This window comes from Microbacterium sp. ARD31 (assembly GCF_031844425.1).
The window spans coordinates 218,532-241,509 of record NZ_JAUZVE010000001.1 but is presented as its reverse complement, the minus strand read 5'-3'; the positions used below and the strand labels follow the sequence as shown (position 1 = coordinate 241,509).

25 protein-coding genes, 2 tRNA genes and 1 pseudogene are annotated in these 22,978 nt (G+C 69.7%); 8 read left to right on the top strand and 20 right to left on the bottom strand.

The genetic code is table 11. The features are described 5' to 3' along the window. Nucleotides 1-9: 9 nt before the first annotated feature. From Q9S36_RS01220 to Q9S36_RS01210, 3 genes are all read left to right on the top strand, one after another. Nucleotides 10-717: an SOS response-associated peptidase gene (locus Q9S36_RS01220; protein WP_311283636.1), complete on the top strand. Its 708-nt coding sequence runs from the start codon at nt 10-12 to the stop codon at nt 715-717. Nucleotides 718-775: 58 nt separating this feature from the next. Next, entirely contained in the window at nt 776-1,582 is an 807-nt protein-coding gene (locus Q9S36_RS01215) for a 3-methyladenine DNA glycosylase (RefSeq protein ID WP_290440359.1), read from the top strand. A gap of 83 nt (nt 1,583-1,665) precedes the next feature. Beyond that, entirely contained in the window at nt 1,666-1,872 is a 207-nt protein-coding gene (locus Q9S36_RS01210) for a hypothetical protein (RefSeq protein WP_253034709.1), read from the top strand. Here the strand turns inward: Q9S36_RS01210 and Q9S36_RS01205 are convergent. The 3 genes and pseudogenes from Q9S36_RS01205 to Q9S36_RS01195 all read right to left on the bottom strand — a co-directional run bounded on the left by Q9S36_RS01205 (nt 1,855) and on the right by Q9S36_RS01195 (nt 3,590). Further along, nucleotides 1,855-2,139, bottom strand: coding sequence for a low temperature requirement protein A (locus Q9S36_RS01205; RefSeq protein ID WP_359918885.1), 285 nt, complete (start codon nt 2,137-2,139; stop codon nt 1,855-1,857). The genes Q9S36_RS01210 and Q9S36_RS01205 overlap by 18 nt on opposite strands. Before the next feature lie 127 nt (nt 2,140-2,266). Beyond that, a tRNA-Ala gene (locus Q9S36_RS01200) sits at nt 2,267-2,342 on the bottom strand. 354 nt (nt 2,343-2,696) lie between these two features. Then, nucleotides 2,697-3,590, bottom strand: a pseudogene (locus Q9S36_RS01195) (IS5 family transposase). 212 nt (nt 3,591-3,802) lie between these two features. On the opposite strand from Q9S36_RS01195, the gene Q9S36_RS01190 reads away from it, so the two are divergent. The 3 genes from Q9S36_RS01190 (at nt 3,803) to Q9S36_RS01180 (ending at nt 5,250) form a co-directional block, all read left to right on the top strand. Beyond that, complete coding sequence (locus tag Q9S36_RS01190; RefSeq protein WP_311283634.1) at nt 3,803-4,099, top strand: hypothetical protein; 297 nt, start codon at nt 3,803-3,805, stop codon at nt 4,097-4,099. Further along, nucleotides 4,096-4,500, top strand: coding sequence for a four-helix bundle copper-binding protein (locus Q9S36_RS01185; RefSeq protein ID WP_253034706.1), 405 nt, complete (start codon nt 4,096-4,098; stop codon nt 4,498-4,500). Before Q9S36_RS01190 ends, Q9S36_RS01185 begins: the two co-directional genes overlap by 4 nt. Before the next feature lie 129 nt (nt 4,501-4,629). After that, complete coding sequence (locus Q9S36_RS01180) at nt 4,630-5,250, top strand: DUF305 domain-containing protein (RefSeq protein WP_311283633.1); 621 nt, start codon at nt 4,630-4,632, stop codon at nt 5,248-5,250. A gap of 135 nt (nt 5,251-5,385) precedes the next feature. Here the strand turns inward: Q9S36_RS01180 and Q9S36_RS01175 are convergent, their stop codons facing one another. From Q9S36_RS01175 to rplU, 12 genes are all read right to left on the bottom strand, one after another. Beyond that, complete coding sequence (locus Q9S36_RS01175; RefSeq protein ID WP_311283632.1) at nt 5,386-5,829, bottom strand: HAD hydrolase family protein; 444 nt, start codon at nt 5,827-5,829, stop codon at nt 5,386-5,388. Between the two features lie 459 nt (nt 5,830-6,288). After that, the gene (locus tag Q9S36_RS01170) at nt 6,289-6,522 is read right to left on the bottom strand and encodes a helix-turn-helix domain-containing protein (RefSeq protein ID WP_311283631.1); all 234 of its coding nucleotides are present in this window, start codon (nt 6,520-6,522) and stop codon (nt 6,289-6,291) included. Between the two features lie 157 nt (nt 6,523-6,679). Beyond that, nucleotides 6,680-6,755, bottom strand: a tRNA-Ala gene (locus Q9S36_RS01165). Between the two features lie 72 nt (nt 6,756-6,827). After that, nucleotides 6,828-7,205, bottom strand: coding sequence for a ribosome silencing factor (gene rsfS, locus Q9S36_RS01160; protein ID WP_311283630.1), 378 nt, complete (start codon nt 7,203-7,205; stop codon nt 6,828-6,830). Beyond that, the gene (locus Q9S36_RS01155; protein WP_311283629.1) at nt 7,205-8,437 is read right to left on the bottom strand and encodes a hypothetical protein; all 1,233 of its coding nucleotides are present in this window, start codon (nt 8,435-8,437) and stop codon (nt 7,205-7,207) included. Before Q9S36_RS01155 ends, rsfS begins: the two co-directional genes overlap by 1 nt. After that, the gene (nadD, locus tag Q9S36_RS01150) at nt 8,434-9,030 is read right to left on the bottom strand and encodes a nicotinate-nucleotide adenylyltransferase (RefSeq protein ID WP_311283628.1); all 597 of its coding nucleotides are present in this window, start codon (nt 9,028-9,030) and stop codon (nt 8,434-8,436) included. Before nadD ends, Q9S36_RS01155 begins: the two co-directional genes overlap by 4 nt. Nucleotides 9,031-9,040: 10 nt before the next feature. After that, nucleotides 9,041-9,265, bottom strand: a complete 225-nt coding sequence (locus Q9S36_RS01145) for a hypothetical protein (protein ID WP_253034889.1) — start codon at nt 9,263-9,265, stop codon at nt 9,041-9,043. A gap of 44 nt (nt 9,266-9,309) precedes the next feature. Then, on the bottom strand, nt 9,310-10,569 hold the full coding sequence (locus Q9S36_RS01140; protein ID WP_217531487.1) for a glutamate-5-semialdehyde dehydrogenase: 1,260 nt from the start codon (nt 10,567-10,569) through the stop codon (nt 9,310-9,312). 42 nt (nt 10,570-10,611) lie between these two features. Then, nucleotides 10,612-11,442, bottom strand: a complete 831-nt coding sequence (gene proB, locus Q9S36_RS01135; protein ID WP_311283627.1) for a glutamate 5-kinase — start codon at nt 11,440-11,442, stop codon at nt 10,612-10,614. After that, nucleotides 11,439-12,944: a GTPase ObgE gene (obgE, locus tag Q9S36_RS01130; RefSeq protein ID WP_064002213.1), complete on the bottom strand. Its 1,506-nt coding sequence runs from the start codon at nt 12,942-12,944 to the stop codon at nt 11,439-11,441. Before obgE ends, proB begins: the two co-directional genes overlap by 4 nt. 71 nt (nt 12,945-13,015) lie before the next feature. Continuing rightward, nucleotides 13,016-13,273 carry a 50S ribosomal protein L27 gene (gene rpmA / locus Q9S36_RS01125; RefSeq protein ID WP_064002214.1) on the bottom strand — a complete coding sequence of 86 codons (258 nt, stop codon included), beginning with the start codon at nt 13,271-13,273 and terminating at the stop codon, nt 13,016-13,018. A 21-nt stretch (nt 13,274-13,294) separates the two neighbouring features. Next, nucleotides 13,295-13,603: a 50S ribosomal protein L21 gene (gene rplU / locus Q9S36_RS01120; protein ID WP_064002215.1), complete on the bottom strand. Its 309-nt coding sequence runs from the start codon at nt 13,601-13,603 to the stop codon at nt 13,295-13,297. 211 nt (nt 13,604-13,814) lie between these two features. On the opposite strand from rplU, the gene Q9S36_RS01115 reads away from it, so the two are divergent. Further along, complete coding sequence (locus Q9S36_RS01115) at nt 13,815-14,087, top strand: DUF4031 domain-containing protein (RefSeq protein ID WP_217531489.1); 273 nt, start codon at nt 13,815-13,817, stop codon at nt 14,085-14,087. Between the two features lie 9 nt (nt 14,088-14,096). On the opposite strand, the gene Q9S36_RS01110 is transcribed toward Q9S36_RS01115, so the two are convergent. Next, nucleotides 14,097-16,451, bottom strand: a complete 2,355-nt coding sequence (locus Q9S36_RS01110) for an Rne/Rng family ribonuclease (protein WP_311283626.1) — start codon at nt 16,449-16,451, stop codon at nt 14,097-14,099. A 302-nt stretch (nt 16,452-16,753) separates the two neighbouring features. Here Q9S36_RS01110 and Q9S36_RS01105 point away from each other — a divergent pair, with 302 nt between their 5' ends. Then, complete coding sequence (locus Q9S36_RS01105) at nt 16,754-17,359, top strand: vitamin K epoxide reductase family protein (protein ID WP_311283625.1); 606 nt, start codon at nt 16,754-16,756, stop codon at nt 17,357-17,359. 52 nt (nt 17,360-17,411) lie between these two features. Here Q9S36_RS01105 and ndk read toward each other — a convergent pair whose 3' ends face one another. From ndk to ileS, 4 genes are read right to left on the bottom strand one after another with little or no spacing between them, the layout of a single operon-like run. Beyond that, complete coding sequence (gene ndk, locus Q9S36_RS01100; protein WP_311283624.1) at nt 17,412-17,828, bottom strand: nucleoside-diphosphate kinase; 417 nt, start codon at nt 17,826-17,828, stop codon at nt 17,412-17,414. Between the two features lies 1 nt (nt 17,829). Next, entirely contained in the window at nt 17,830-18,225 is a 396-nt protein-coding gene (locus Q9S36_RS01095) for a DUF4233 domain-containing protein (RefSeq protein ID WP_311283623.1), read from the bottom strand. Then, complete coding sequence (locus Q9S36_RS01090; protein WP_311283622.1) at nt 18,222-19,574, bottom strand: folylpolyglutamate synthase/dihydrofolate synthase family protein; 1,353 nt, start codon at nt 19,572-19,574, stop codon at nt 18,222-18,224. The genes Q9S36_RS01095 and Q9S36_RS01090 overlap by 4 nt, the downstream gene beginning before the upstream one ends. After that, nucleotides 19,571-22,948, bottom strand: a complete 3,378-nt coding sequence (gene ileS, locus Q9S36_RS01085; protein WP_311283621.1) for an isoleucine--tRNA ligase — start codon at nt 22,946-22,948, stop codon at nt 19,571-19,573. Before ileS ends, Q9S36_RS01090 begins: the two co-directional genes overlap by 4 nt. Nucleotides 22,949-22,978: the final 30 nt, after the last annotated feature.

The window sequence follows — 22,978 nt, the reverse complement described above, 5'->3', positions numbered from 1 at the left end:
CTGTCCGACATGTGTGGTCGCTTCGTCGTCGCGAATGTCGCTTCCGAGCTCGTCGGCGTGCTGCGCGTCGACGTCGAGAGCGACCACCTCCCGGCGCCGTCCTACAACATCGCTCCCACGTCGCAGGTCGCGATCGTCCTCGACTCGGCCAAGACCGATCCGCCTACGCGGCGCCTCGAGCCGGCGCGGTGGGGTCTCGTGCCGTCGTGGGCGAAGGACGTCAAGGTGGGTGCGCGGGCGTTCAACGCGCGTTCCGAGGAACTCGAGGACAAGCCGATGTTCCGGCAGGCCCTCATCAAGCGCCGCGCGATCGTGCCGGCGACGGGCTACTACGAGTGGCAGACCACCGACGAGGGCAAGACGCCCTACTTCATCCACCCCGCCGACGGCTCGCCCCTGCTGTTCGCCGGGCTTTACGAATGGTGGAAGGATCCCGCGAAGGCCGAGGACGATCCGAGCCGCTGGCTGCTCTCGTTCACCATCCTCACGCGCGCCGCCATCGATCCGCTCGGCTCCATCCACGATCGGATGCCGCTGTTCCTCGATGCCGACTTCGCCGACGCCTGGCTCGACACCGAGGTCGACAACGTGGGCGACCTGCTCGACGCGGCCGTCGACGCCGCGGACCAGGTGGTCGCCGGCCTGACCGACCATGTCGTCTCGAACGCCGTCGGGAACGTCCGCAACGACTCGCCCGACCTCATCGAGCCCGTCTGACCCGCTCGTGACGACCGCCACCGCGACCGTGCTCGACCGGTCCGATTGGACCGAGCGGATGCGGGCGCACGCCGCCCGCGCGGATGCACTCACCGCCCGGCGCCGTCAGCGGGCGGCGCGCGGCGAGACGCATCCCGTCGACGACTTCCTGTACACGTATTACTCGTACAAACCCTCCCTGCTGCGGCGGTGGCATCCCGGGCGGGACGTCGCGCTCGACGACGCGGCCGACGCACCCCACGCGGCCTGGCGGTGGTACCGCGCCGAGGGCGGCGTCGTCGGCGCGGACACCGAGGCGTTCCTCACCGAGAAACGCCCGCTCGTCCGAGCGATCCGCGGCATCCTCGCGGGCGCCCTGGGACGCACGGCATCGTATGGCTGCTTCGGCATGCACGAGTGGGCGATGGTGTACCGCGACCGGGACACGCGGCACCCGGTCCCCCTCCGACTCGGCGCGGAAGGGACGGATGCCGTCGTCGAGGCGCACGATGTGCGGTGCACGCACATCGACGCGTTCCGGTTCTTCACGCCCGACGCCGTGCCCCGCAACCGCTTCGCCCCGACGCGGGAGACGCAGCCGCAGATGGAACAGCCGGGATGTCTGCACGCAGGCATGGATCTCTACAAGTGGGCCGTGAAACTGGGGCCGCTCGTGCCCGGCGAGTTGATGCTCGATGCGTTCGAGCTCGCGCGCGACATCCGGGAACTCGACATGCGTGCGTCGCCCTACGATCTGACCGGGTGGGGGTACAGCGCGGTCCCCGTCGAGACACCCGAAGGGAAGGCGGCCTACGTCGCCGCCCAGCGCGAGTTCACGGCGAGGGCGCAGCCGATCCGTGCGGCGCTCCTCGCACGGATCGGCTGACCCCGGTCTCACCCCGGTGCCGACGTCAAGCCCTCGACCCTCGTCGCCTGCGCCGCGAGACTGGCGGAGTCGAAAGGATCATCGTGAGCGCTGACAGCACCTCGCACTCCCCCGAGCTCGACCGCTTCATCGGCGGTGAACAGGAGGGCCTCCCGCCCGCCCCCGAGGGCGCATCCGACAACAGGGCGGCCGTCGACCCCGACGAGCGGTTCCACGTCCCCGAGGACGGTGACCTCAGCGTCGACGCGCAGCTCGCGCAGGACGACCCGGACTCAGACGACGGGCTCTGATACCTCCCGGCTCGACGCGACGGGCGTACGCCAGAGCAGCACGGCGGCGACCCCTGCCAGGATGGCGGCGGTCAACGTGATCGGGACGGGGATGATGCTGAAGAACACGGCTGCGTAGCTGATCACGCCGTCGAGGACGCGATCCTCCGCGAGCGTGAGGTGGAGCTGATCCGCCGAGATGCTCACCGCGACGACGAACACGAGATCGAAAAGCAACTCGAGAGAGGATGCCGCCCGCCCCGGCTCGTGCGGATCGCGCGGCCGCATCGGGATCAGCCGTAGCGTCGAGGGCAGAGGAGTGTTGATCGGGTTCCCCGGGTCATGCGCACCATGGTGGCATCCCGCCGGTCACGCGCCATGCGGAAACACGAACACCCCGGCGAACCGGGGTGTTTGGTGCACCTGAGGGGACTCGAACCCCTGGCCCCCTGCATGCCCTGCAGGTGCGCTACCACCTGCGCCACAGGCCCGGATGGTCTCGCGGATGCCCAGAACTCCCGGAATCTTGCCCCTCGGCTTCACTCCGGTGGTGGTGATAGCCAGCATACGCGACCGGGCTTCGACGGATCCGGGCGGTCTTGGAGAGATCTCGAGGTATCTGAACAGTTGCGTACCTGTCTACATCTCAAGTCCGGCCCGCCGGCGCCACGGGCAGCATCTTCTGCTGCACGGGTCGGAACGAAGCTACTGGTCTCAGTCTGGCCGCGGGAGGAGAGCCGCCGGGCCGGGCGTGCCGAATGTGAGGAAGACCAGCGTGACGTCGTCACTCTGGTCCCATGGGACTTACCTCGTTGTGGGTGCAGCACTGACGAGGCGGATCGCAGTTAGGGCATGTCTGACAATTGCCGGGTCCAGGCGATGACGGCGTTGAGGATGACAGCGGCCCGGTAGGTGATCGCGAGTTTGTCGTAGCGGGTGGCGAGTCCTCGCCATTGCTTGATGTGGCAGTAGCGGCGCTCGATGACGTTGCGGCCCTTGTAGTCGGCGGCGTCGAGGCCGACGGGGCGTCCGCCGCGTGAGCCGCGGCGCTTGCGGTGGCCTTGCTGGTCGGACGGCTCGGGGATCACGGCCTTGATCCCGCGGGCGCGTAGATGCCCGCGGATCGCGCGGGATGAGTACGCCTTGTCACCCCGGACCGCGTCCGGACGAGTGCGGGGCCGGCCGACGGGACGGGCGACACGCAGGTGTCCCTCAGCGGCAGGAACATCGGCGAGTCCCCGGCCTGGCCTGCTGTCAGCAGCGCGACCAGCGGGAGCCCGTTGCCGTCGACGAGCTGGTGGATCTTCGTCGACAGGCCGCCTCGGGAGCGGCCGACCGCGTGATCAGGCGGCTCGACGCCCGGATTCGTGTAATTCGATCCAGCCCCCTGTGAGGCGCTTCGTGTTCGTCGCGTGCTGATGCGCGCGGGCGATCGTGGAGTCCACCGACAGCGACCACTCCACCAGCCCCGCCTCGTCCGCGGCGGCGGTGAGTGTGGCGAGCACCTTATCCCAGGTGCCTTCCGTGGCCATGCGGTGATGCCAGGTCCATACCGTCTGCCACGGCCCGAACACCTCCGGCAGATCCCGCCACGCGATCCCGCACCGATACCGGTAGACGATGCCCTCGACCATCAACCGCGCGTCCGCGAAGGGCCGTCCCCTGCGCCCGGTCGGGCGCGGCAGCATCTCCTCGAGCAACGACCACTGAGCATCCGAGAGCACCTGAAACCGCGTCACGACCTCAGACTCTCAGCGCGCCGCCGAACTATTTGTCAGACACGCCCTAGGTCGCGACGGCGGCACGACATGGGAGCCGGTGGCCTTCACGGGCGAGAATGACTTCCACGTTCTCACCGCCGCACCGGACGCATCATCGCCACGACGCCCGACGGGCCTCAGGTCAGTACCGACCAAGGGCGACGTTCGGACCGCTGCCAGACAGCCCGATCATGTCCCTCATCGCTATGTCCCCGGACGGCCAGCAACTGATCGGCGTGGGAAGCAAAGGCAGCTCGGAGAGGAGCACGACCCGCGATCTATCGTGGCGAAACATCGGCACGGCGCACGGCTCCGCGCAGGCATTCGCCATTACCGACGCTGGCGACATCCTCATCGTCGATGACAGCGGACCCAGCCAGCGGTTCTCCACCTATCGAAAAATTACAAGCCCCTCCGTCCATCCTCGACCTCGCTTTAGCGTGACCGCATTGGGGGAAGTGCCCCCGAAGAAGGAAGAGCCGCCATGACTGTTGCAGATCAGATGCTCGCCACCCACCCGAAAGTCGGTTTCGCCGCAGCACAGGACGCCCTTCTGCGCTGTATCGAGGCGTGCGCCGAATGCGCCCAGGCATGTACCGCCTGCGCGGACGCATGCCTCGGAGAAGACATGGTCGCGGAGCTCGTTACATGCATCCGGAAGAACTCGGACTGCGCAGACATCTGCGCCGCCACAGGTGCAGTGCTCTCCCGCCAAACCGCACCGGATGTTGCAACGGTTCGCGCCCTGCTCGAAGCCTGCCGCACCGCCTGCGCGTCCTGTGCCGCCGAGTGTGAACAGCACGCAGACATGCATGAGCACTGCCGCGTGTGCGCCGAATCCTGCCGCCGCTGCGAGGAGGCATGCACCGACCTTCTCGCCGCTCTCTAAAGCGGCCCAGGTTCGCAGTCCTCCTGCGAGCACTACCCGCCATTGGCGGTCGCTGACGGGACGGTCGATGCCGCAATCGCCCGCCCCGTCACCGTCGCCGCACCCCCTCCCATCCGAACAGGAGACGTCATGACCGCGAACGACCACCACGACCCCCAGCAGAACGACCGAAGCGCAGCGACCGGCGATCACAGCCAACAAGGTCACTCCACGCCCTGGAAGATGTATCTGCGATTCGGGGCGATGATCCTCACCGGAATGGTTGTCATGTACTGGGTGATGTTCGTCGGCTCGTGGGAGTGGAGCCACGTCCGCTTCAGCGAAAGCCGCGTCTTCATGGCCCTGACCATGGGCGGTGCGATGGGGTTGGTCATGCTGGCGTGGATGCTCAACATGTACAAGAGCGTCAAAGCGAACATCGCCGTCGCCACAGTTAGCGTCCTGCTGCTCGCCGGCGGAGTCGCGCTTGACCGCAGTCAGATCACCGTGGACGACACCGCCTGGATGAACGCGATGATCCCCCACCACTCCCTCGCCATCACCCGCTCCGAACGTGCACAGATCCAGGACGTTCGCGTCTGCGAACTCGCCGCCGAAATCAGCGCGGCGCAGCGCAACGAAATCCTCGAGATGAACTGGCTCATCGACGACATTGCGAGCAACGGCATCGCTGGAACCCCCGAAGAGGCGCAGGCACGTCCCGCCCCAACATTCGATGAGACAGCTCTGCGAGAGTGCCCCAAGGAGTAGCTCGTCCAGATCTGCATGACCCGAGTGCGGTCATGACCTAGGAGCGAGCGTCATCACGTTGGCTGCGCCGAAAACGATCGTTTGTGGCATGCGCCGCGGCGATCGCGAAGTGAGCCCCCGAAACCCCGCACCGTTTCAGAACCTCGTTTCGGGACAGATGGAGTCGGTGCGGGGTTTCGGCACGGCGGGTCGGTGTGGGGAGTCGATCAGTTCCACGCCGAGCGACGGAGTAGCCGGAGTCCGTTGAGGGCGACGATGACGGTCGATCCCTCGTGGCCGGCGACGGCGAGAGGAAGCGGCAGCGTTCCGATCAAGTCCCACAGGACGAGTGTGGCTGAATGTCCCGGCGATGATCAGGTTAGCGATGACGAACCGGCGCGCCCGCCGGGAGAGGGTGATGACGTTGGGAATCGCGCTGAGGTCGTCGCGGATGATGATCGCGTCGGCGGTGTCGAGCGCGAGGTCCGATCCATGGCGTCCCATAGCGACACCGACGCTTGCGGTTGCCAGCGCGGGTGCGTCGTTCACCCCGTCGCCTACGACCATGACGGCCGTCCCTGATGCTTGCAACCCGCGCACGACGTCAGCCTTGTCCTGACGCCGGCACTCCGCGAGACAGCAAACGCACCCACGAACCACATGTCAAGGGGCTTCCCGACCACTCCACGCGACCCGCAGTGATCTCACCGACCGAGAAGTGCTCGAACTGCGGCCTCACTCGGAGCCGGAGATCGTCGCGATAGTTCTTCTTCGTCCCGTCCGACAACTCGCGCAGCTCCAGATCCTCGAGCCACAGGTCAGCGAGGTCTCGGAAGGAGCTACTGAGGTCGAGGAGACCGCCGGCTCCAAACCCGGGCCTGTCGAGGAGACGCTCCTTCAAACGGGCTCGAGCCGCCGATTCGGTGCGAGCAGCACCGGTGAGTCTGCGCAGGCGCCCGTCGGCGTCGCAGATGCGCGCAAGGCCCACGTAGGAGGTGCCGCGCCTGGTGACGCTGATGGTCCCGTAGGAGCCGATCAGGGTGCGTGGCCGTCCGCCGTTCATGCTGCACCGCCCGCGTGGCGCTGCTCGTCAGCCTGTTCCGTGCGCTCGACCCAGGCGTCTACCTCGCTTTTGCGAAACCTCAACGGGGTGCCGACACGGAATCCCTGCGGCCCGCACCCCCTACTCCGCAGGTCGTAGATCGTCTGAACGGAGACCTTCGACTCGGCGGCAAGCTCAGCCAACGAGACGTAGTTGCCGAGTCCCGACTGTGAGGTGCCACCGCTGTCCATACAGCGAAGGTGCGCGGGGATTGCCGCGTACCTTGCAGATAGCTCTAGGAGGCTCGAAAGCGCCCTGCGGCTACTCGGCGAAGTGACCAGTACTCGACTACCAAACATTCAAACCCCCCGATCGGGGAGTGAAGTTTCGGTGCTTTACCGGGAGTTTTGGTGGACCTGAGGGGACTCGAACCCCTGACCCCCTGCATGCCATGCAGGTGCGCTACCAGCTGCGCCACAGGCCCTTGGTCGCCGCTCGCGGCAACTCATTCAGTTTACTACACGCCGAGGAGTGCTCTGAACACGAGGCGACATCGTCACTCGCTCGGAGTGGGCTCCGCGATCGTCACGGGGATGACCGGGCAGTCCTTCCACAGGCGCTCGAGCCCGTAGAAGACCCGCTCCTCCTCGTGGAAGACGTGCACGACGAGGTCGCCGAAGTCCAGCAGCACCCAACGCGACTCGTCGCGCCCTTCGCGGCGCAGACGCTTCTGCCCGGCCTCGAGCATCTTGTCCTCGACCTCGTCGGCGATGGCGGCAACATTGCGCTCGCTGTTTCCCGTCACGAGGAGGAACGCGTCGATGAGCGGGAGCGGACCGGAGACGTCGAAGGCGACGAGATCCGTGCCGCCCTTGCTGTCGGCGGCGGCGGCGGCCACCTGGACGAGTTCGTGCGTGTGCTCTGCAGCGACCATCAGAAACTTCCGTTCACAAGGATGAGGACGAGCACTGTCGCGATGGCAAGCCCGAGGGCTCCGGCGCAGATCGCGAGTGTCATCATGAGGCGGCTGCCCTTTTCGGGCGCCGGGGGGCGGACGATGTCATCCGCACTCTTGATCGTACTGATCGCGGCCGACGCGGCGATCGGGGTGGGCGACGACGCCGGCGGGAGTTCCCCGTCCATGAGGGCGGCGTCGGCATCCTTCCCGTCGGAGACCCCGGGGGCTCCACCGGTCGAGCCGAACGTGTCGGGCAGCTGGTAGCTGCCCGTGATGATCAACTCACCGGTACCGAGGATCGGGACCGACAGCGAGCCGGTGTCGGGCGTCTGCGACAGGATGAGGGCGTTCGGCGCGGAGGCGGACCCGCTCCCTCCCCGGGTCAGCAGGTGGTCGAACGACGGCGGCAGTTCGACGTGCGCCGCCCCGTCCTCGAGCAGCTGCGCGCCGAGATCGGGCGCGACGACGCGCGCCGGCTCCTGCTCCTCGTCGTGCGCCTCCGTCTCCTTGCGCTCCGCGGGTTCGGCGGCGGCGGCGTCGGCCGGTTCGTCGGCATCCGCCTCTGCGGGCGCGTCGTCCTGTGCGCGCTCCTCCTCGGCGAGATTCTCGTGCTCCGCGGACTCGTCGCCGTGGGCCGCGGGCTCCTCGTCGTCGACATCGTGCGCGTCCTCGTCGACATCGTGCGCGACCTCGTCGACGGCTCCGTGCGCGTCCTCGTCGACGGCTCCGTGCAGCGGCTCGGCCTCGATCTCGTCCGCGGGCTCATCGACAGCAGGCTCGTCCGCCGCTGCAGGCTCCTCGGGGTGTTCGATGTCCTCGGCGTCGACGACGTCGGGAGCATCCTCGGGCGCCTCATCTCCGGCGTCGGCCTCGGTCTCCGAGGTGGGGACGTCGCCGGTGTCGGTCGGGATCACCTCGACGGTGCCGGTGCGCAGCTTCTCCAGCAGACGCGCCTGTCGCCGCGTGACGGGATGCGCGTCCGGGTCGAGGTCGGAGAGATCGTCGAGCGCGATCGGCGTCCGCTCGGGCGCGACCTCGGCTTCGTGGGCGGCGGCCGCCTCGGCCGCTTCCTCCGCGGCGGCATCCGACATCTCGGCATCCGCCTGCGCCTGCTCGGGGGTGATGATGGGCGTGGATGCCGTGTTGCGCAGCTCGCGCAGTTGGCGCCGGGTGAGCGGCGGAGTGCTCGGCTGGTCAGGTGTGCTCATGCCTTGCTCCGATACAGGTGATGCTTCGCGATGTATTGGACGACGCCATCCGGGACGAGGTACCAGACGGGGTGTCCACGGCTCACGCGAGCGCGGCAGTCGGTGGAGGAGATCGACAGGGCGGGGATCTCGAGCTTACTGACGTCCTCAGCTGGCAGCCCGTCGACGCTGAGCGTGTGCCCCGGACGCGACACCGCCACGAAGTGCGCGAGCTCCCATAGCTCGGCGACATCGCGCCACCCGAGGATCTGCGCGATGGCGTCGGCCCCGGTGATGAAGAAGAGGTCGGCTTCGGGCCGCTGCGCCTTGAGGTCCCGCAGGGTGTCGATCGTGTAGGTCGCCCCGGTCCGGTCGACGTCGACGCGGCTCACGGTGAACATCGGGTTGGATGCCGTCGCGATGACGGTCATCAGATACCGGTGCTCCGCCGAGGAGACACCCGACTTCTGCCACGGCTGACCGGTCGGGACGAAGATGACCTCGTCGAGATCGAACGACTGAGCGACCTCGCTCGCCGCCACGAGGTGGCCGTGATGGATCGGGTCGAACGTGCCGCCCATCACACCGATACGCGGTGCGCGCGTGGTTGCCATGGACACGGCCTCAGTGGTGGCCGTGGCCCGCCTGCTGCACGGGGTTCTTCGCGGCGTACGCCTCGGCCTTGTGCGCGTGGCGGTTGGCCACGTTGCGGTACGACACCGACACGAGCGCGAGCAGCAGGAACAGCACGAGGGCCACCACACCGTAGACGAAGGTCGTGGCCATGACGTTGCCGCCCTGGTGCTCGGCCTCCGCCGCAGCGGAAACGATGGTCGTCGCGAGATTCATTCGGGCTCCGTTCGAGGGGTCGGGTGCAGGAACAGTTTAGTTGGTCAGGAGCGGATCTGCCCGGCGCCCCGCGCCAGCCACTTGGTGGTCGTCAGCTCCGGGAGGCCCATGGGGCCCCGCGCGTGGAGCTTCTGCGTCGAGATGCCCACCTCAGCGCCGAAGCCGAACTCGCCGCCGTCGGTGAAACGGGTCGACGCGTTGACCATGACGACCGCGGCATCCACCTCGGCGAGGAACCGCTCCGCGGCCGCGTCGTCGGCCGTGATGATCGACTCGGTGTGCTGTGTCGAGTAGCGCCGGATGTGCGCGAGGGCCTCGTCGAGGTCGTCGACGACACGCACCGAGATGTCGAGGCTCATGTGCTCGGTCGCCCAGTCGGCCTCCGTCGCGGGGACCACATCGGCCGCCAGGGCCGCGGTGGCGTCGTCGCCGTGGACGGTGACCCCCTGGGCCTGCAGAGCGGCCACCACGGGCGGCACGAGGCGCTCGGCGGCGCCCCGATGCACCAGCAGAGTCTCGACGGCGTTGCATACGCTGGGGCGCTGCACCTTCGCGTTGACGGCGATGTCGGTCGCCCACTCGAGCGGAGCCGATTCGTCGAGGACGATGTGCACGACGCCCGCACCGGTCTCGATGACCGGCACCGACGACTCCGTGACGACCGTCTCGATCAGCTGCGCGCTGCCGCGCGGGACGAGGACGTCGACGAGTCCGCGGGCGCGCATGAGCGCCCGCGCGCCGTCCCGACCGAAGTCGTCGACGGTCTGGATGGCCTCGGGGTCGACGCCGGCCTCGGCGAGGGCGCCGCGCATGACGGCGATGAGGGCCGCGTTCGAGGACTGCGCAGCGCTCCCGCCGCGAAGGACCACGGCGTTGCCCGACCGCAGCGCGAGGGCGGCGATGTCGACGGTCACGTTGGGGCGGGCCTCGTAGATCGAGCCGATCACCCCGAATGGGACGGACACCTTCTGCAGGTGCAATCCATTGGGCAGGACGCGCTCATCGAGCACGCGACCCACGGGGTCAGGGAGCTCGGCGACGTCGCGCACGGCGGCAGCGAGGGCGCGCACCCGCTGATCGTCGAGCGTCAACCGGTCGAGCAGGCCGGTCGAGAGGCCGTCGGCGCGGCCGCGCGCCAGGTCCTCGGCGTTGGCGGCGACGATGGGCGCGATGTTCGCCTCGATCGCGGCGGCGATCGAGCGCAGGAGGTCGGCCTTGGCGGCATCCGTCAACAGACCCAGGGACCGGGACGCGGTGCGCGCCGCGTGCATGCGCTCCTGGGGGGTGGTCGCGGTGATCGTCATCCGCCAAGTCTAGAGCGGACGGATGCCGCCGCTCCCCTCGTGTCAGGCCTCGGGAACCCGCACGGACCCGGTGATCGACGGCGCGGCGGGATGCGGGTTCGGCGCGAACCACGTGCCCACCTCGTCGCCGCGGAGCGCCGCGTGCACGAGATCGGCGCTCGTGACGAGCACCGCGATCCCCGCAGCGGACGCGAGCCGGGCCGCCGACACCTTTGTGGCTGCTCCCCCGGTGCCGACGCTGTTCACGACGACGGAGCCGAACTGGTACCCGGCGAGCTCGTCACCGAAGTCGACGCGCGTGATGGGGACGGCGCCGGGCTCGTCGGGCGGGCGGGTGTAGAGCGTCTCGATGTCGCTCAGCAGCACGAGTGCGTCGGCCCCGATCAGCTGGGCGACGAGGGCGGCGAGCCGGTCGTTGTCGCCGAAGCGGATCTCGTGGGTCGCGACGGTGTCGTTCTCGTTGACGATCGGCAGGATCCGCAGACCCAGCAATCGCTCCATCGCGCGTCGCGCGTTCGAGCGGTGCGTCGGGTTCTCGAGGTCGCCCGCGGTCAGCAGGACCTGACCCGCGACGATCTCGAACGGGCGCAGCGCCTCCTGGTAGCGGTAGATGAGGACGTTCTGCCCCACCGCGGCGGCCGCCTGCTGCGTGGCGAGGTCGCTCGGACGCGCGTCGAGGAGCAGGAACGGCATGCCGGTGGCGATGGCGCCGGAGGAGACCAGCACGACCTCGGTGCCGCGCGCGTGCGCCTCGGCGAGGGCATCGACGATCGGTCCGATCTTGCCGGCGTTCTCACCGCTGATCGAGGACGACCCGACCTTCACCACGACACGGCGTGCGCCGGCGAGGCCCGCGCGGTCCTGCAGCGTCACGACGCGTCCTCGTCCTCCCCGCGGGCCGCGAGGCGCTCGGACTCGAGCTCGGCGCGGGCCTCGGCCTTCGCATCCATCCGCTCGTGATAGCGGTCACGGCGCTGGGACGTCGTCCGACGCGGGTTCAGATCGAGTCGGGGGTCGGTGCCGCGCGGCGCGGTCATGAGCTCGGCCGCGGACCCGAGGGACGGGTGCCAGTCGAACACGATGCCGTCACCGGGGCCGATCACGACCGTCGACCCGGCCTGCGCGCCGGCCTTGAAGAGGCCGTCCTCGACGCCCAGCTTCTCGAGGCGGTCCGCCAGGAATCCGACGGCCTCCTCGTTCTGGAAGTCGGTCTGCTGCACCCACCGCACCGGCTTGTCGCCGAGGATGCGGTAGATGTTGCCGTACGTGCCGCCCTCGACGCGGATCTCGAAGTCCTTCGTCGATCCCTTCGGGCGGATCACGACGCGCTCCGGCGCGGGCGCGGCAGCGAGGGCCGCGCGGTGCTCCTCGACGATCTCGCCGAGCGCGAAGGTCAGCTGACGCAGACCGTCGCGGCTGACGGTCGAGATGTCGAACACGCGGAAGCCGCGCGCTTCGAGCTCGGGCCGGACGAGGTCGGCGAGGTCCTTCGCCTCGGGGACGTCGAGCTTGTTGAGTGCGACGAGCTGCGGACGCTCCAGCAGGGGCACCTGGCCCTCGGGCACGGGGTAGGCCCCGAGCTCGGCGAGGATCACGTCGAGGTCGCTGAGAGGATCGCGACCGGGCTCGAGCGTCGCGCAGTCGAGGACGTGCACGAGCGCCGTGCAGCGTTCGACGTGACGCAGGAACTCGAGTCCCAGACCCTTGCCCTCACTGGCACCCTCGATGAGGCCGGGCACGTCGGCGACGGTGTACCGCGCATCGCCGGCCTGGACGACCCCGAGGTTCGGGTGGAGCGTCGTGAACGGGTAGTCGGCGATCTTGGGCCGCGCGGCGGAGATCGCCGCGATCAGGCTCGACTTGCCGGCGGACGGGAAGCCCACGAGGGCGACGTCGGCGACCGTCTTCAGCTCGAGGTGGACATCCCCCTCCCAGCCGGGCGTGCCGAGCAGCGCGAAGCCGGGGGCCTTGCGCTTGGGGTTGGCGAGCGCCGCGTTGCCGAGACCGCCCTGCCCGCCTGGCGCGACCACGAAGCGGATGCCGGGGGTCGCCATGTCGATGAGGGTTTCACCGTTGTCGTCTTTGACGACCGTGCCGACGGGGACGGTGAGCTCGAGGGGCTCGCCGTTCGCGCCGGAGCGGTGGTCGCCCATGCCGAACCCGCCGTTGCCGGCCGAGCGGTGCGGCGAGTGGTGGTACGACAGGAGCGTCGTCACCTGCGGGTCGGAGACGAGGACGATGTCGCCGCCGTGCCCACCGTTGCCGCCATCGGGGCCGGCGAGCGGCTTGAACTTCTCGCGCTTGACAGAGACGCAGCCGTTGCCGCCCTTGCCCGCGCGCAGATGCAGCGTCACGCGGTCGACGAACGTCACCATGCGATGTCTCCTATCAGGGGAAAAGACGAGGGGCGGGCCGTAGCCCGCCCCTCATGAAGGATTGCGTCCGATTACTCGGCGACCGACACGATGTTGACGACCTTGCGGCCGCCCTTCGTGCCGAACTCGACCGCGCCCGCGGCCAGCGCGAACAGCGTGTCGTCGCCACCGCGGCCGACACCGGCGCCCGGGTGGAAGTGGGTGCCGCGCTGACGGACGATGATCTCGCCGGCGAGGACCTGCTGGCCGCCGAAACGCTTCACGCCGAGGCGCTGTGCGTTGGAGTCACGACCGTTACGGGTGGAGCTCGCGCCCTTTTTGTGTGCCATCTCTCGTGTCCTCTCGGCTTCTTACTTGATGCCGGTGATCTTGACGCGCGTGAGGTCCTGGCGGTGGCCCTGGCGCTTCTTGTAGCCGGTCTTGTTCTTGAACTTCTGGATGACGATCTTCGGGCCGCGCTCCTCGCCGAGGACCTCGGCGGTGACCTTGACCTTCGCGAGCTTGTCGGCGTCGGTCGTCACGGCGTCGCCGTCGACGAACAGGACGGCGGGGAGCTCGATCTTGTCGCCGACCTTCGCCGCCTGACGGTCGAGGACGACGATGGTGCCGACCTGGACCTTCTCCTGACGGCCACCGGCGCGCACAACTGCGTAAACCACTTCACACCTTGTTTCTTCTGTGGAGCGCTCGGCTCCGATTGTCTGATGAGACTGGAAGTCGTGGTGCGGAAGCCAGGCTCTGCGTCGCAACTGCCTGCGACACGTGACGCACCAAGGAGCCAGAATACCCGATCGCCGCAGTGAGGGCAAAAGCGCGGCCCGGCGCGCCGCGGGCGGTCCCCCTCGCGCGGCGCGGTCATATGATCGGCGGATGGCCATCCTCGTCGACTCCGCGATGTGGCCGGCGCACGGCAGGCTCTGGGCCCACATGGTCTCGGACAACGACCTCGACGAGCTCCACGCCTTCGCGGCGACCCACGGCATCCCGCCCCGCGCCTTCGACCGCGACCACTACGACGTCCCCGAGGACGCGATCGATCGCCTCGTGGCGGGCGGTGCGGAGCGCGTGAGTGCGCACGACCTGGTCCGTCGGCTGATCGCCTCGGGACTGCGCGTCACCGCCCGCGAGCGCCGCGGACGGTGACGTGCGCGTTCAGTCCTCGGTCGGGGTCTGGACGGGCGTGCCGGTCAGCGCGGCGGTCGTCACGCGACGACGCGCGCGCCCCTGACCGGGCGCCTTCGGCTCGGGCAGCGCCTCGAGCACCGAGTCGAGCAGGCGGTCGGCGTCGGTCTTGGCGGGCTCCGCCTTCTTGCGGCGCGGGCGCTTGGGCCGCTCGGGACGCTCGGCGACGGGCTCCTCCGCGACGACAGCGGTGGGCTCCTCGTGCGGCTGGATGGTGGATGCCGCGATCTGCGCGAGCGCGGACTTCACACCCTCGGTGATCACGTGCGTGCCGCCGGGTGCCGGTGCGGCGGCGGCGCCGTTCTGCGCCGGCGCGGAGCCGCCGTTCTGACGCGGGCGCCGGTTGTTGCCGTTGCCGTTGCCGTTGCCCCCGCCCGACGAAGTGCGGTGCTTGACGACCGGGTCGTGGTGCACGATGACGCCGCGACCGGCGCACACCTCGCACGCCTCACTGAAGGTCTCGAGCAGCCCGAGGCCGATCTTCTTGCGGGTCATCTGCACGAGGCCGAGCGAGGTGACCTCGGCGACCTGGTGCTTCGTCCGGTCGCGGCTCAGGCACTCGACGAGGCGGCGCAGGACGAGGTCGCGGTTGGACTCGAGCACCATGTCGATGAAGTCGACGACGATGATGCCGCCGATGTCGCGCAGCCGCAGCTGGCGGACGATCTCCTCCGCGGCCTCGAGGTTGTTCTTGGTGACGGTCTCCTCGAGGTTGCCGCCCGTGCCGACGAACTTGCCGGTGTTGACGTCGACGACCGTCATGGCCTCGGTGCGGTCGATGACGAGCGATCCGCCGGAGGGCAGCCACACCTTGCGGTCGAGCGCCTTCTCGATCTGCTCCGTCACGCGGAACACGTCGAACGGGTCCTGCTCCCCCTCGTACTTCTCGATGCGCTCGAGCAGGTCGGGGGCGACGCCGGTGAGGTAGGACGTGATCGTCTGGTACGCCTCAGCCCCCTGGATGAGCATCTTGCGGAAGTCCTCGTTGAAGACGTCGCGGACGATCTTGACGAGCAGGTCGGGCTCGGAGTGCAGGAGCGCGGGCGCCTGGCCCGTCTGAGCCTGCGTGCTGATGTGCTCCCACTGCGAGGTGAGGCGCTGCACGTCGCGGGTGAGCTGCTCCTCGGTGGCTCCCTCCGCCGCGGTGCGCACGATGACGCCCGAGGACTCCGGGAGGACCTCCTTGAGGATCTTCTTGAGGCGGGCGCGCTCGGTGTCGGGGAGCTTGCGCGAGATGCCGTTCATCGCGCCGCCGGGCACGTACACGAGGTAGCGGCCGGGGAGCGAGATCTGGCTGGTCAGTCGCGCACCCTTGTGGCCGACGGGGTCCTTGGTGACCTGCACGAGGACGCGGTCGCCGGACTTGAGGGCGAGTTCGATCCGGCGCGGCTGGTTGCCGGTCTCGACGGCATCCCAGTCCACCTCGCCCGAGTACAGCACGGCGTTGCGACCGCGACCGATGTCGACGAAGGCCGCCTCCATGCTGGGGAGCACGTTCTGCACGCGGCCGAGATAGACGTTGCCGATGAGGGAGGCGTCCTGGTTGCGCGCGACGTAGTGCTCGACGAGGACGTTGTCCTCGAGCACGGCGATCTGGATGCGGCCGCCGCGCGAACGAACGATCATGTCGCGGTCGACCGACTCGCGGCGCGCGAGGAACTCCGCCTCGGTGACGACGGCGCGCCGACGGCCCGCCTCGCGTCCGTCGCGGCGACGCTGCTTCTTGGCCTCGAGGCGCGTCGAGCCCTTGATGCGCTGCGGCTCGGTGATGACCTCGACGACGCGACGACGCGGCGCCGCGGGCTCGTCGTTCTGTTCGGACGTGTTGCCGCCGCCGCGCCGGCGGTTGCGGCGACGCGATCCCCCGGATGCCTCGGCTCCGGCGTCGTCGCGGTCGTCACGATCGTCGCGCGACAGGGCCGGGAGCGGGGCGACCTCGGGGGCGTAGAAGTGCAGCGCGGTCGACACCGCGGAGACGAACTGCTCCGGGAGCAGACCGAGGCTCACGGCGGTGGGGATCGCGGGGGCGGCGGGCTCTTCCGGTGCCCCCGGCGCTTCCGCCGCGGGCGTCTCGGTCACGGGCGCCTCCTCCGCGGGCGCCTCGGTCCCGTGCGCCTCTTCGGCGGGCGCCTCCGCGGCCGGAGCCACCTCGGCGGGGGCCTCGACCTCGACGGCCGCGTCCACGGGCGCGTCCTCGGTCGGCTCGGCGGGCTGCGACTCCGCCTCGACGGGCTGGCCGGTCTCGGTCCCGCCGTCGGCGTCGTGAGGCGTCAGAACGCCCTCGGTCGCATCGGATGCTGTCGTGTCGTTCGTCTCATCTGCCATCTCTGGCTTACTCCCAGCCGACGGCTCCGCGTGCCGTCCGGCGAAAATCGGGCGGCTCCGCTCCGGTCTCGGAGGTGTGCCGCGAACTCATCTGGTCTGCAGCCGATCCCCGCACTCGCGGCGGGGTGATGCTGCGCGGGCGTTGCTCGCCCGAAGTCTTCTGGTGACATCCTGGCGGCGCGGCCGCGGGGACGTCGACCCCCATTATCCCACTTCCCGAGCCGGAGCCGTGACCGACGCCCTCGGATATGCACGGCCGGCGCCTCAGAGAGCGGATCACGGGCGGTGCGATAATCGCCCGCATGCCCTCCCCGAGCCGCACCTCCCGCCCGACTGTCTTCGCCCTGTGGCTCATCTTCGCCGGCGTCGTGGGCTGGTTCGCCGCCTTCCAGCTGACCACCGAGCGCTTCCATCTCCTCGAGAATCCCGGGTCCGCGGCATCCTGCGACATCAGCCTGCTCGTCCAGTGCGGCAAGAACCTCGAATCGGCGCAGGGGTCGGTGTTCGGATTCCCGAACCCGATCCTCGGCCTGACGGGCTGGGTCGCGCCGATCGTGGTCGGTGCGGCGCTGCTCGCCGGCGCGCGCTTCGCGCGATGGTTCTGGGTGCTGTTCGGGCTCGGAGTCACCGCCGCCGTCGCCTTCGTCCTCTGGCTCATCTCGCAGAGCATCTTCGTGCTCGCGACCCTCTGCCCCTGGTGCATGGTCACGTGGTCGGTGACGATCCCGACGTTCTTCGCCGTCGCCGTGCATCTGGTGCGGGTCGGCGCGCTGCCGGCCTCCGCTAGCGCGCGCCGTCGCGCGGACGCCCTGATGGCGTGGACGCCGCTCATGGCGATCGTCGCCTTCGCCATCATCGGGGTGATCGCGCAGGTGCAGCTGGACTGGATCTCGGAGTTCACCCGCTGACACGACGAAGCGCCCGCCCCGATGACGGGACGGGCGCTCTCGTGGATCCGGGTCAGTCGAACCAGATGGCGAGCTCGCGGTTCGCGGACTCGACGCTGTCGCTGCCGTGGACGAGGTTCTGCTGGACGGCGAGGCCCCAGTCGCGGCCGAAGTCGCCGCGGATGGTGCCCGGTGCCGCCGTGGTCGGGTCGGTGGTGCCGGCCAGGGAGCGGAACCCCTCGATGACGCGGTTGCCGGCGAGGCGGACGGCGACCGAGGGCCCCGACATCATGAACTCGAGCAGCGGCTCGTAGAAGGGCTTGCCGGCGTGCTCGGCGTAGTGCTGCTCGAGACGCTCACGGTCGGGCTCGACGAGGCGGATGTCGACGAGCGAGTACCCCTTCGCCTCGATGCGGGCGAGGATCGCGCCGGTGAGTCCGCGGGCGACCCCGTCGGGCTTCACCAGGACGAGGGTCTGTTCGGTGGCCATGTCAGTCTCCGTTCTTCTCCGCCTCGGCGGCGAGTGAGGCGTTGCGCGCATCGAGCGCGCCGCCCTTGATGGTGCCATAGACGTACAACGCGCCGAAAACGGCCGCCGCGATGAGGAGCGCGGGCACGAGGATCGCCCCGAGCGCGATGACGACCTGCAGCGCGCCGCCGGCGATGACCGCCCAGCGGTACCGGGTGACCCCTGCGAGGGCGATCATCAGGAGGCCGAGGACGACGCCGCCGACGATCCCCCACCACGGCTCGATGCCCTCGGGCAGCGCGCGCAGGCCGTAGACCGCGAGACCGGCCAGGAACGCGACGATCGACTCGAACCCGAGGATGACCGAGAGGAGCGATTCCCGGGCGCCGCGCCGGCGGCGCACGCGCGGCCCGCTCACGCCTCGTACCCCGACTTCCAGTCCTCCGCCTCGGCGAGCACGACGGCTTCGCCGGCGAGCACGACGCTGCCGGCGATGACGACGGCCCGGCGGTCGGATGCCGCGGCCCACGCACGCGCGGCCTCGGCGGCATCGGCGAGGTCGCGGTGGACCGTCACGGGTGTCTCGGTCTGCTCGACGAGGTCGGCGACGGCATCCGGTTCCTCCGCCCGGTCGGACTCGGGCGCCGTGGCGAACACGTGCGCGACGGCGGGCGCGAGCGTGCCGACGATGCCGGCGACGTCCTTGTCGGCGAAGGCGCCGAGAACGAGGCCCCACTCGTCGAAGTCGAACGACTCGCCGAGCGCTGCGACGAGCGATCGCGCGCCATGCGGATTGTGGGCGCTGTCCACGAGCACGGTGGGCGCGACTCCCACGAGCTGCAGGCGCCCAGGCGAGGTGGCGGCGCCGAGTCCGTCGGCCAGCACATCGGGGGCGATCGGCTGCGTGCCACCGCCGATGAGCGACTCGACCGCGGCGATCGCGAGGGCGGCGTTGCGCCCCTGGTGCGCGCCGTAAAGGGGCAGATACAGCTCCTCGTAGGTCGCGGCGAGTCCGCGGACCGTGAGCAGCTGACCGCCGACCGCGAGCTTCTGGTCGAGCAGGCCGAACTGCTCGCCCTCGACGGCCAGGGACGCGTCCTGAGCCCGCGCGGCCGTCGTCAGCACGCTGAGGGCCGCGGGTTGCTGCGCCGCCGAGACGGCAGCCGCGTTCGGCTTGATGATCCCGGCCTTCACCGTCGCGATCTCGGCGATCGTGTCGCCGAGCTTGTCGGCGTGGTCGATGTCGATGGGGGCGAAGACCGCGACGTCGCCGTCGGCCGTGTTCGTCGAGTCCCACGCACCGCCCATGCCCACCTCGATCACGGCGACGTCCACGGGGGCGTCGGCGAACGAGACGAAGGCGAGCACGGTGAGCAGCTCGAAGAAGGTGAGCGGCGGCTCGCCCTTGCCGTCGAGCTCCTCGTCCACCAGCGCGACGATCGGGGCGATCTCGTCCCACGCGTCGGCGACCGCGGCGTCGGCGATCGGCTCGCCGTCGATCATGATCCGCTCCGTGAACCGCTCGAGGTGGGGGCTGGTGAACAGCCCCGTGCGCAGGCCGTGGGCGCGCACGATCGATTCCGCGATGCGGCTCGTCGACGTCTTGCCGTTCGTGCCCGTCGCGTGGATGACGCGGTAGGTCCGCTGCGGGTCGCCGAGGAGCTCGAGGGCACGACGGGTGCGCTCGACGCGGGGCTCGACCCACCGCTCGCCCTGCCGCTGCAGGAGCGCCGCGTACACGGCATCCGCTCGGGTCCGGTCGCTCATGAGGTCGCTCCGATCCGGCGGACGCCGATGGTGAGGTCGCCGGCGTTCGCGTACGTGCCGGCGGGGACGGATGCCGTGTACTCGGGGCTCGAGCGCAGGGCCTCGCCGCGCAGCGTGTCGCCGTCGGCGGTCGCGACGAGGTCGGCGACCGACAGCGTCTCGCCCGCGACGTCGGCGACGTCGAACGCCGCGGCGACGGCTTCGGCGTCGGCACGGTCGGCGAAGGTGAGCTGCAGCGCGATGCGGTCGCTCACCTCGAATCCGGCCGCCTTGCGGGCGTCCTGCACGGCGCGGATGACGTCGCGCGCGAGGCCTTCGGCCTCGAGCTCGGGCGTCGTCGTGGTGTCGAGCAGGACGAAGCCGCCGCGCGGCAGGAGCGCGATCGCGGTGCCCTCGGCGACGCCGCCCGCCTCGAGCGTGAGGTCGTACTCCCCCGGCTCGAGCGCGATGCCGTCGACGACGACCACGCCGCCCTCCTCGCTCCACAGGCCCGCCTTGGCGCCCTTGATGACGTGCTGCACCTGCTTGCCCAGGCGCGGCCCCGCGGCGCGCGCGTTGACCGCGAGACGCTGGCTGATGCCGTACTGCTCGGCCAGGCCGTCGGTGAGCTCGACGACCTCGACCGCCTTGACGTTGAGCTCGTCGCGGACGATGTCCTCGAACTGCGCGAGTCCGTCGGCGCCCGTCACGGCGACCGTCAGCGACGCGAGGGGCAGACGCACGCGCTTGCCCTCCTTCTTGCGCAGCGCGTTGGCGACCGACGAGACCTCGCGGACGGTGTCCATGGCTTCGCGGATGTCGGATGCCGCGGCGAACCGCTCGGCGTCGGGCCAGTCCTCGAGGTGCACGCTGCGACCCCCGGTGAGTCCCTGCCAGACGCGCTCGGCGACGAGCGGGATGAGGGGCGCTGCGACGCGGGTGAGCGTCTCGAGCACCGTGTAGAGCGTGTCGAACGCCTCGGTCGTGCTCGGGTCAGCGGCATCCACCCCCACCCAGAACCGGTCGCGGGAGCGGCGGATGTACCAGTTGGTGAGCGCCTCGGCGAACTCGCGGAGCTTGGCGGCGGCCATCGTCGAGTCGAGCGCCTCGAGGTCGGCGGCGACGTCGCGGACGAGGTCGCCGATGAGCGCCAGGATGTGACGGTCGAGGACGTTCGTGGAGTCCGTGCGCCAGACGGCCTCGTACCCCTCGCCGTCGGGTCCGCCGGCCGCGTTCGCGTACGTCGAGAAGAAGTACCAGGCGTTCCACAGCGGCAGGAGGAACTCGCGCACGCCCGAGCGGATGCCCTCCTCGGTGACGACGAGGTTGCCGCCGCGCAAGACGGACGAGCTCATCAGGAACCAGCGCATCGCGTCGGAGCCGTCGCGGTCGAAGACCTCGCTGACGTCCGGGTAATTGCGCAGGGACTTCGACATCTTCTGCCCGTCGCTGCCGAGGACGATGCCGTGGCAGGCGACGCCCGAGAACGCGGGACGATCGAACAGCGCGCCCGACAGCACGTGCATGACGTAGAACCAGCCGCGGGTCTGCCCGATGTACTCGACGATGAAGTCGGCGGGGGCGTGCTCGTCGAACCACTCGCGGTTCTCGAACGGATAGTGCACCTGCGCGTACGGCATCGAGCCGGAGTCGAACCACACGTCGAACACGTCCTCGATGCGGCGCATCGTGGACTGCCCGGTCGGGTCGTCGGGGTTCGGCCGGGTCAGGTCGTCGATGAACGGGCGGTGGAGGTCCACCTCGCCGGCCTCGTTCACCGGCAGGCGACCGAAGTCGCGCTCGAGGTCCTCGAGCGAACCGTAGACGTCGACGCGCGGGTACTCGGGGTCGTCGCTCTTCCACACCGGGATCGGCGAGCCCCAGAACCGGTTGCGGCTGATCGACCAGTCGCGCGCGCCCTCGAGCCACTTGCCGAACTGCCCGTGCTTGACGTTCTCGGGCGCCCACGTGATCTGCTCGTTGAGTTCGACGAGGCGGTCCTTGATCGAGGTGACCCGCACGAACCAGCTCGAGACGGCCTTGTAGATGAGGGGGTTCCGGCAGCGCCAGCAGTGCGGGTACGAGTGCTCGTACGACGCCTCGCGCAAGAGCCGCCCCTCGGCCTTCAGCAGACGGATGAGCGGACGGTTCGCGTCCATCCACAGCTCGCCGGCGACGTCGGTCACCTGAGGCAGGAAGCGTCCGCCGTCGTCGAGGCTCATGATGAGCGGGATGCCGGCGGCCCCCGTCACACGCTGGTCGTCCTCACCGTAGGCCGGGGCCTGGTGGACGATGCCGGTGCCGTCGGTCGTGGTGACGTAGTCGTCGACGAGGATGCGCCAGGCGTTCTGCGTGCCCCACGTCTCTTCGTCGGCGTAGTAGTCGAACAGGCGGTCGTACGCGACGTCGGCGAGCTCCGCTCCGCGGACCGTCTGGTCGACAGCGGCGCGCGCCTCCTCGGCGGAGGCGTATCCCAGGTCCTTCGCGTAGTTGCCGAGCAGGTCGGCGGCGAGCAGGTAGCGGTGGGACTGCCCCTCGAGGGCGTCCTCGTGGACGTCGGCGGCGCCGGCGGGACCGCCCGGCAGGACCACGTACTCGATGTCGGGTCCGACGGCGAGCGCGAGGTTGGTCGGCAGGGTCCACGGCGTCGTCGTCCAGGCGAGCGCACGGACGGCGGTGAGGCCCAGGGCCTCGGCCTTCGCGCCGACGAGCGGGAAGGTCACCGTCACCGACGGGTCCTGGCGCATCTTGTAGACGTCGTCGTCCATGCGCAGCTCGTGGTTGGACAGCGGCGTCTCGTCGCGCCAGCAGTAGGGCAGCACGCGGTGGCCCTCGTAGGCGAGGTCCTTGTCGTAGAGCTCCTTGAAGGCCCACAGCACCGACTCCATGTACCCGGTGTCGAGCGTCTTGTAGCCGCGCTCGAAGTCGACCCAGCGGGCCTGCCGGGTGACGTAGTTCTCCCACTCCTGCGTGTACTCGAGCACGGAGGAGCGCGCCTTCGCGTTGAAGGCGGCGATCCCCATGTCCTCGATCTCGCTCTTCTCCGTGATCCCGAGCTGCTTCATCGCCTCGAGCTCGGCGGGGAGGCCGTGCGTGTCCCACCCGAAGACCCGGTCGACCTTCTTGCCGCGCATGGTCTGGAAGCGCGGGAAGAGGTCCTTCGCGTACCCGGTGAGGAGGTGCCCGTAGTGCGGCAGGCCGTTGGCGAACGGCGGACCGTCGTAGAACACCCACTCGTCGGCGCCGTCGCGCTGCGCGATCGAGGCGCGGAACGTGTCGTCCTGCTCCCAGAACGCGAGGACCTCGCGCTCGAGGTCGGGGAAGCGCGGGCTCGGGACGACGGCCGCGGGCGCGTCGGCGGCCGGGCCGAAGGCGGAAGGTCGGGGGTAGGTCATGTCACTCCTGCAGGTCTGCTCCTGCGAGGA

Coding starts and splice junctions, on each gene's coding strand:
- Q9S36_RS01185 (WP_253034706.1), top strand. CDS start 4,096: ATGACTGTTGCAGATCAGATGCTCGCCACCCACCCGAAAGTCGGTTTC.
- Q9S36_RS01145 (WP_253034889.1), bottom strand. CDS start 9,265: ATGAATCTCGCGACGACCATCGTTTCCGCTGCGGCGGAGGCCGAGCAC.
- Q9S36_RS01205 (WP_359918885.1), bottom strand. CDS start 2,139: ATGCGGCCGCGCGATCCGCACGAGCCGGGGCGGGCGGCATCCTCTCTC.
- Q9S36_RS01155 (WP_311283629.1), bottom strand. CDS start 8,437: ATGAGCACACCTGACCAGCCGAGCACTCCGCCGCTCACCCGGCGCCAA.
- Q9S36_RS01105 (WP_311283625.1), top strand. CDS start 16,754: ATGCCCTCCCCGAGCCGCACCTCCCGCCCGACTGTCTTCGCCCTGTGG.
- Q9S36_RS01180 (WP_311283633.1), top strand. CDS start 4,630: ATGACCGCGAACGACCACCACGACCCCCAGCAGAACGACCGAAGCGCA.
- Q9S36_RS01190 (WP_311283634.1), top strand. CDS start 3,803: ATGTCCCTCATCGCTATGTCCCCGGACGGCCAGCAACTGATCGGCGTG.
- obgE (WP_064002213.1), bottom strand. CDS start 12,944: ATGGTGACGTTCGTCGACCGCGTGACGCTGCATCTGCGCGCGGGCAAG.
- Q9S36_RS01110 (WP_311283626.1), bottom strand. CDS start 16,451: ATGGCAGATGAGACGAACGACACGACAGCATCCGATGCGACCGAGGGC.
- ileS (WP_311283621.1), bottom strand. CDS start 22,948: ATGACCTACCCCCGACCTTCCGCCTTCGGCCCGGCCGCCGACGCGCCC.
- Q9S36_RS01170 (WP_311283631.1), bottom strand. CDS start 6,522: ATGGACAGCGGTGGCACCTCACAGTCGGGACTCGGCAACTACGTCTCG.
- Q9S36_RS01090 (WP_311283622.1), bottom strand. CDS start 19,574: ATGAGCGACCGGACCCGAGCGGATGCCGTGTACGCGGCGCTCCTGCAG.
- rpmA (WP_064002214.1), bottom strand. CDS start 13,273: ATGGCACACAAAAAGGGCGCGAGCTCCACCCGTAACGGTCGTGACTCC.
- ndk (WP_311283624.1), bottom strand. CDS start 17,828: ATGGCCACCGAACAGACCCTCGTCCTGGTGAAGCCCGACGGGGTCGCC.
- Q9S36_RS01140 (WP_217531487.1), bottom strand. CDS start 10,569: ATGACGATCACCGCGACCACCCCCCAGGAGCGCATGCACGCGGCGCGC.
- rsfS (WP_311283630.1), bottom strand. CDS start 7,205: ATGGTCGCTGCAGAGCACACGCACGAACTCGTCCAGGTGGCCGCCGCC.
- Q9S36_RS01215 (WP_290440359.1), top strand. CDS start 776: ATGCGGGCGCACGCCGCCCGCGCGGATGCACTCACCGCCCGGCGCCGT.
- nadD (WP_311283628.1), bottom strand. CDS start 9,030: ATGGCAACCACGCGCGCACCGCGTATCGGTGTGATGGGCGGCACGTTC.
- Q9S36_RS01115 (WP_217531489.1), top strand. CDS start 13,815: ATGGCCATCCTCGTCGACTCCGCGATGTGGCCGGCGCACGGCAGGCTC.
- Q9S36_RS01220 (WP_311283636.1), top strand. CDS start 10: ATGTGTGGTCGCTTCGTCGTCGCGAATGTCGCTTCCGAGCTCGTCGGC.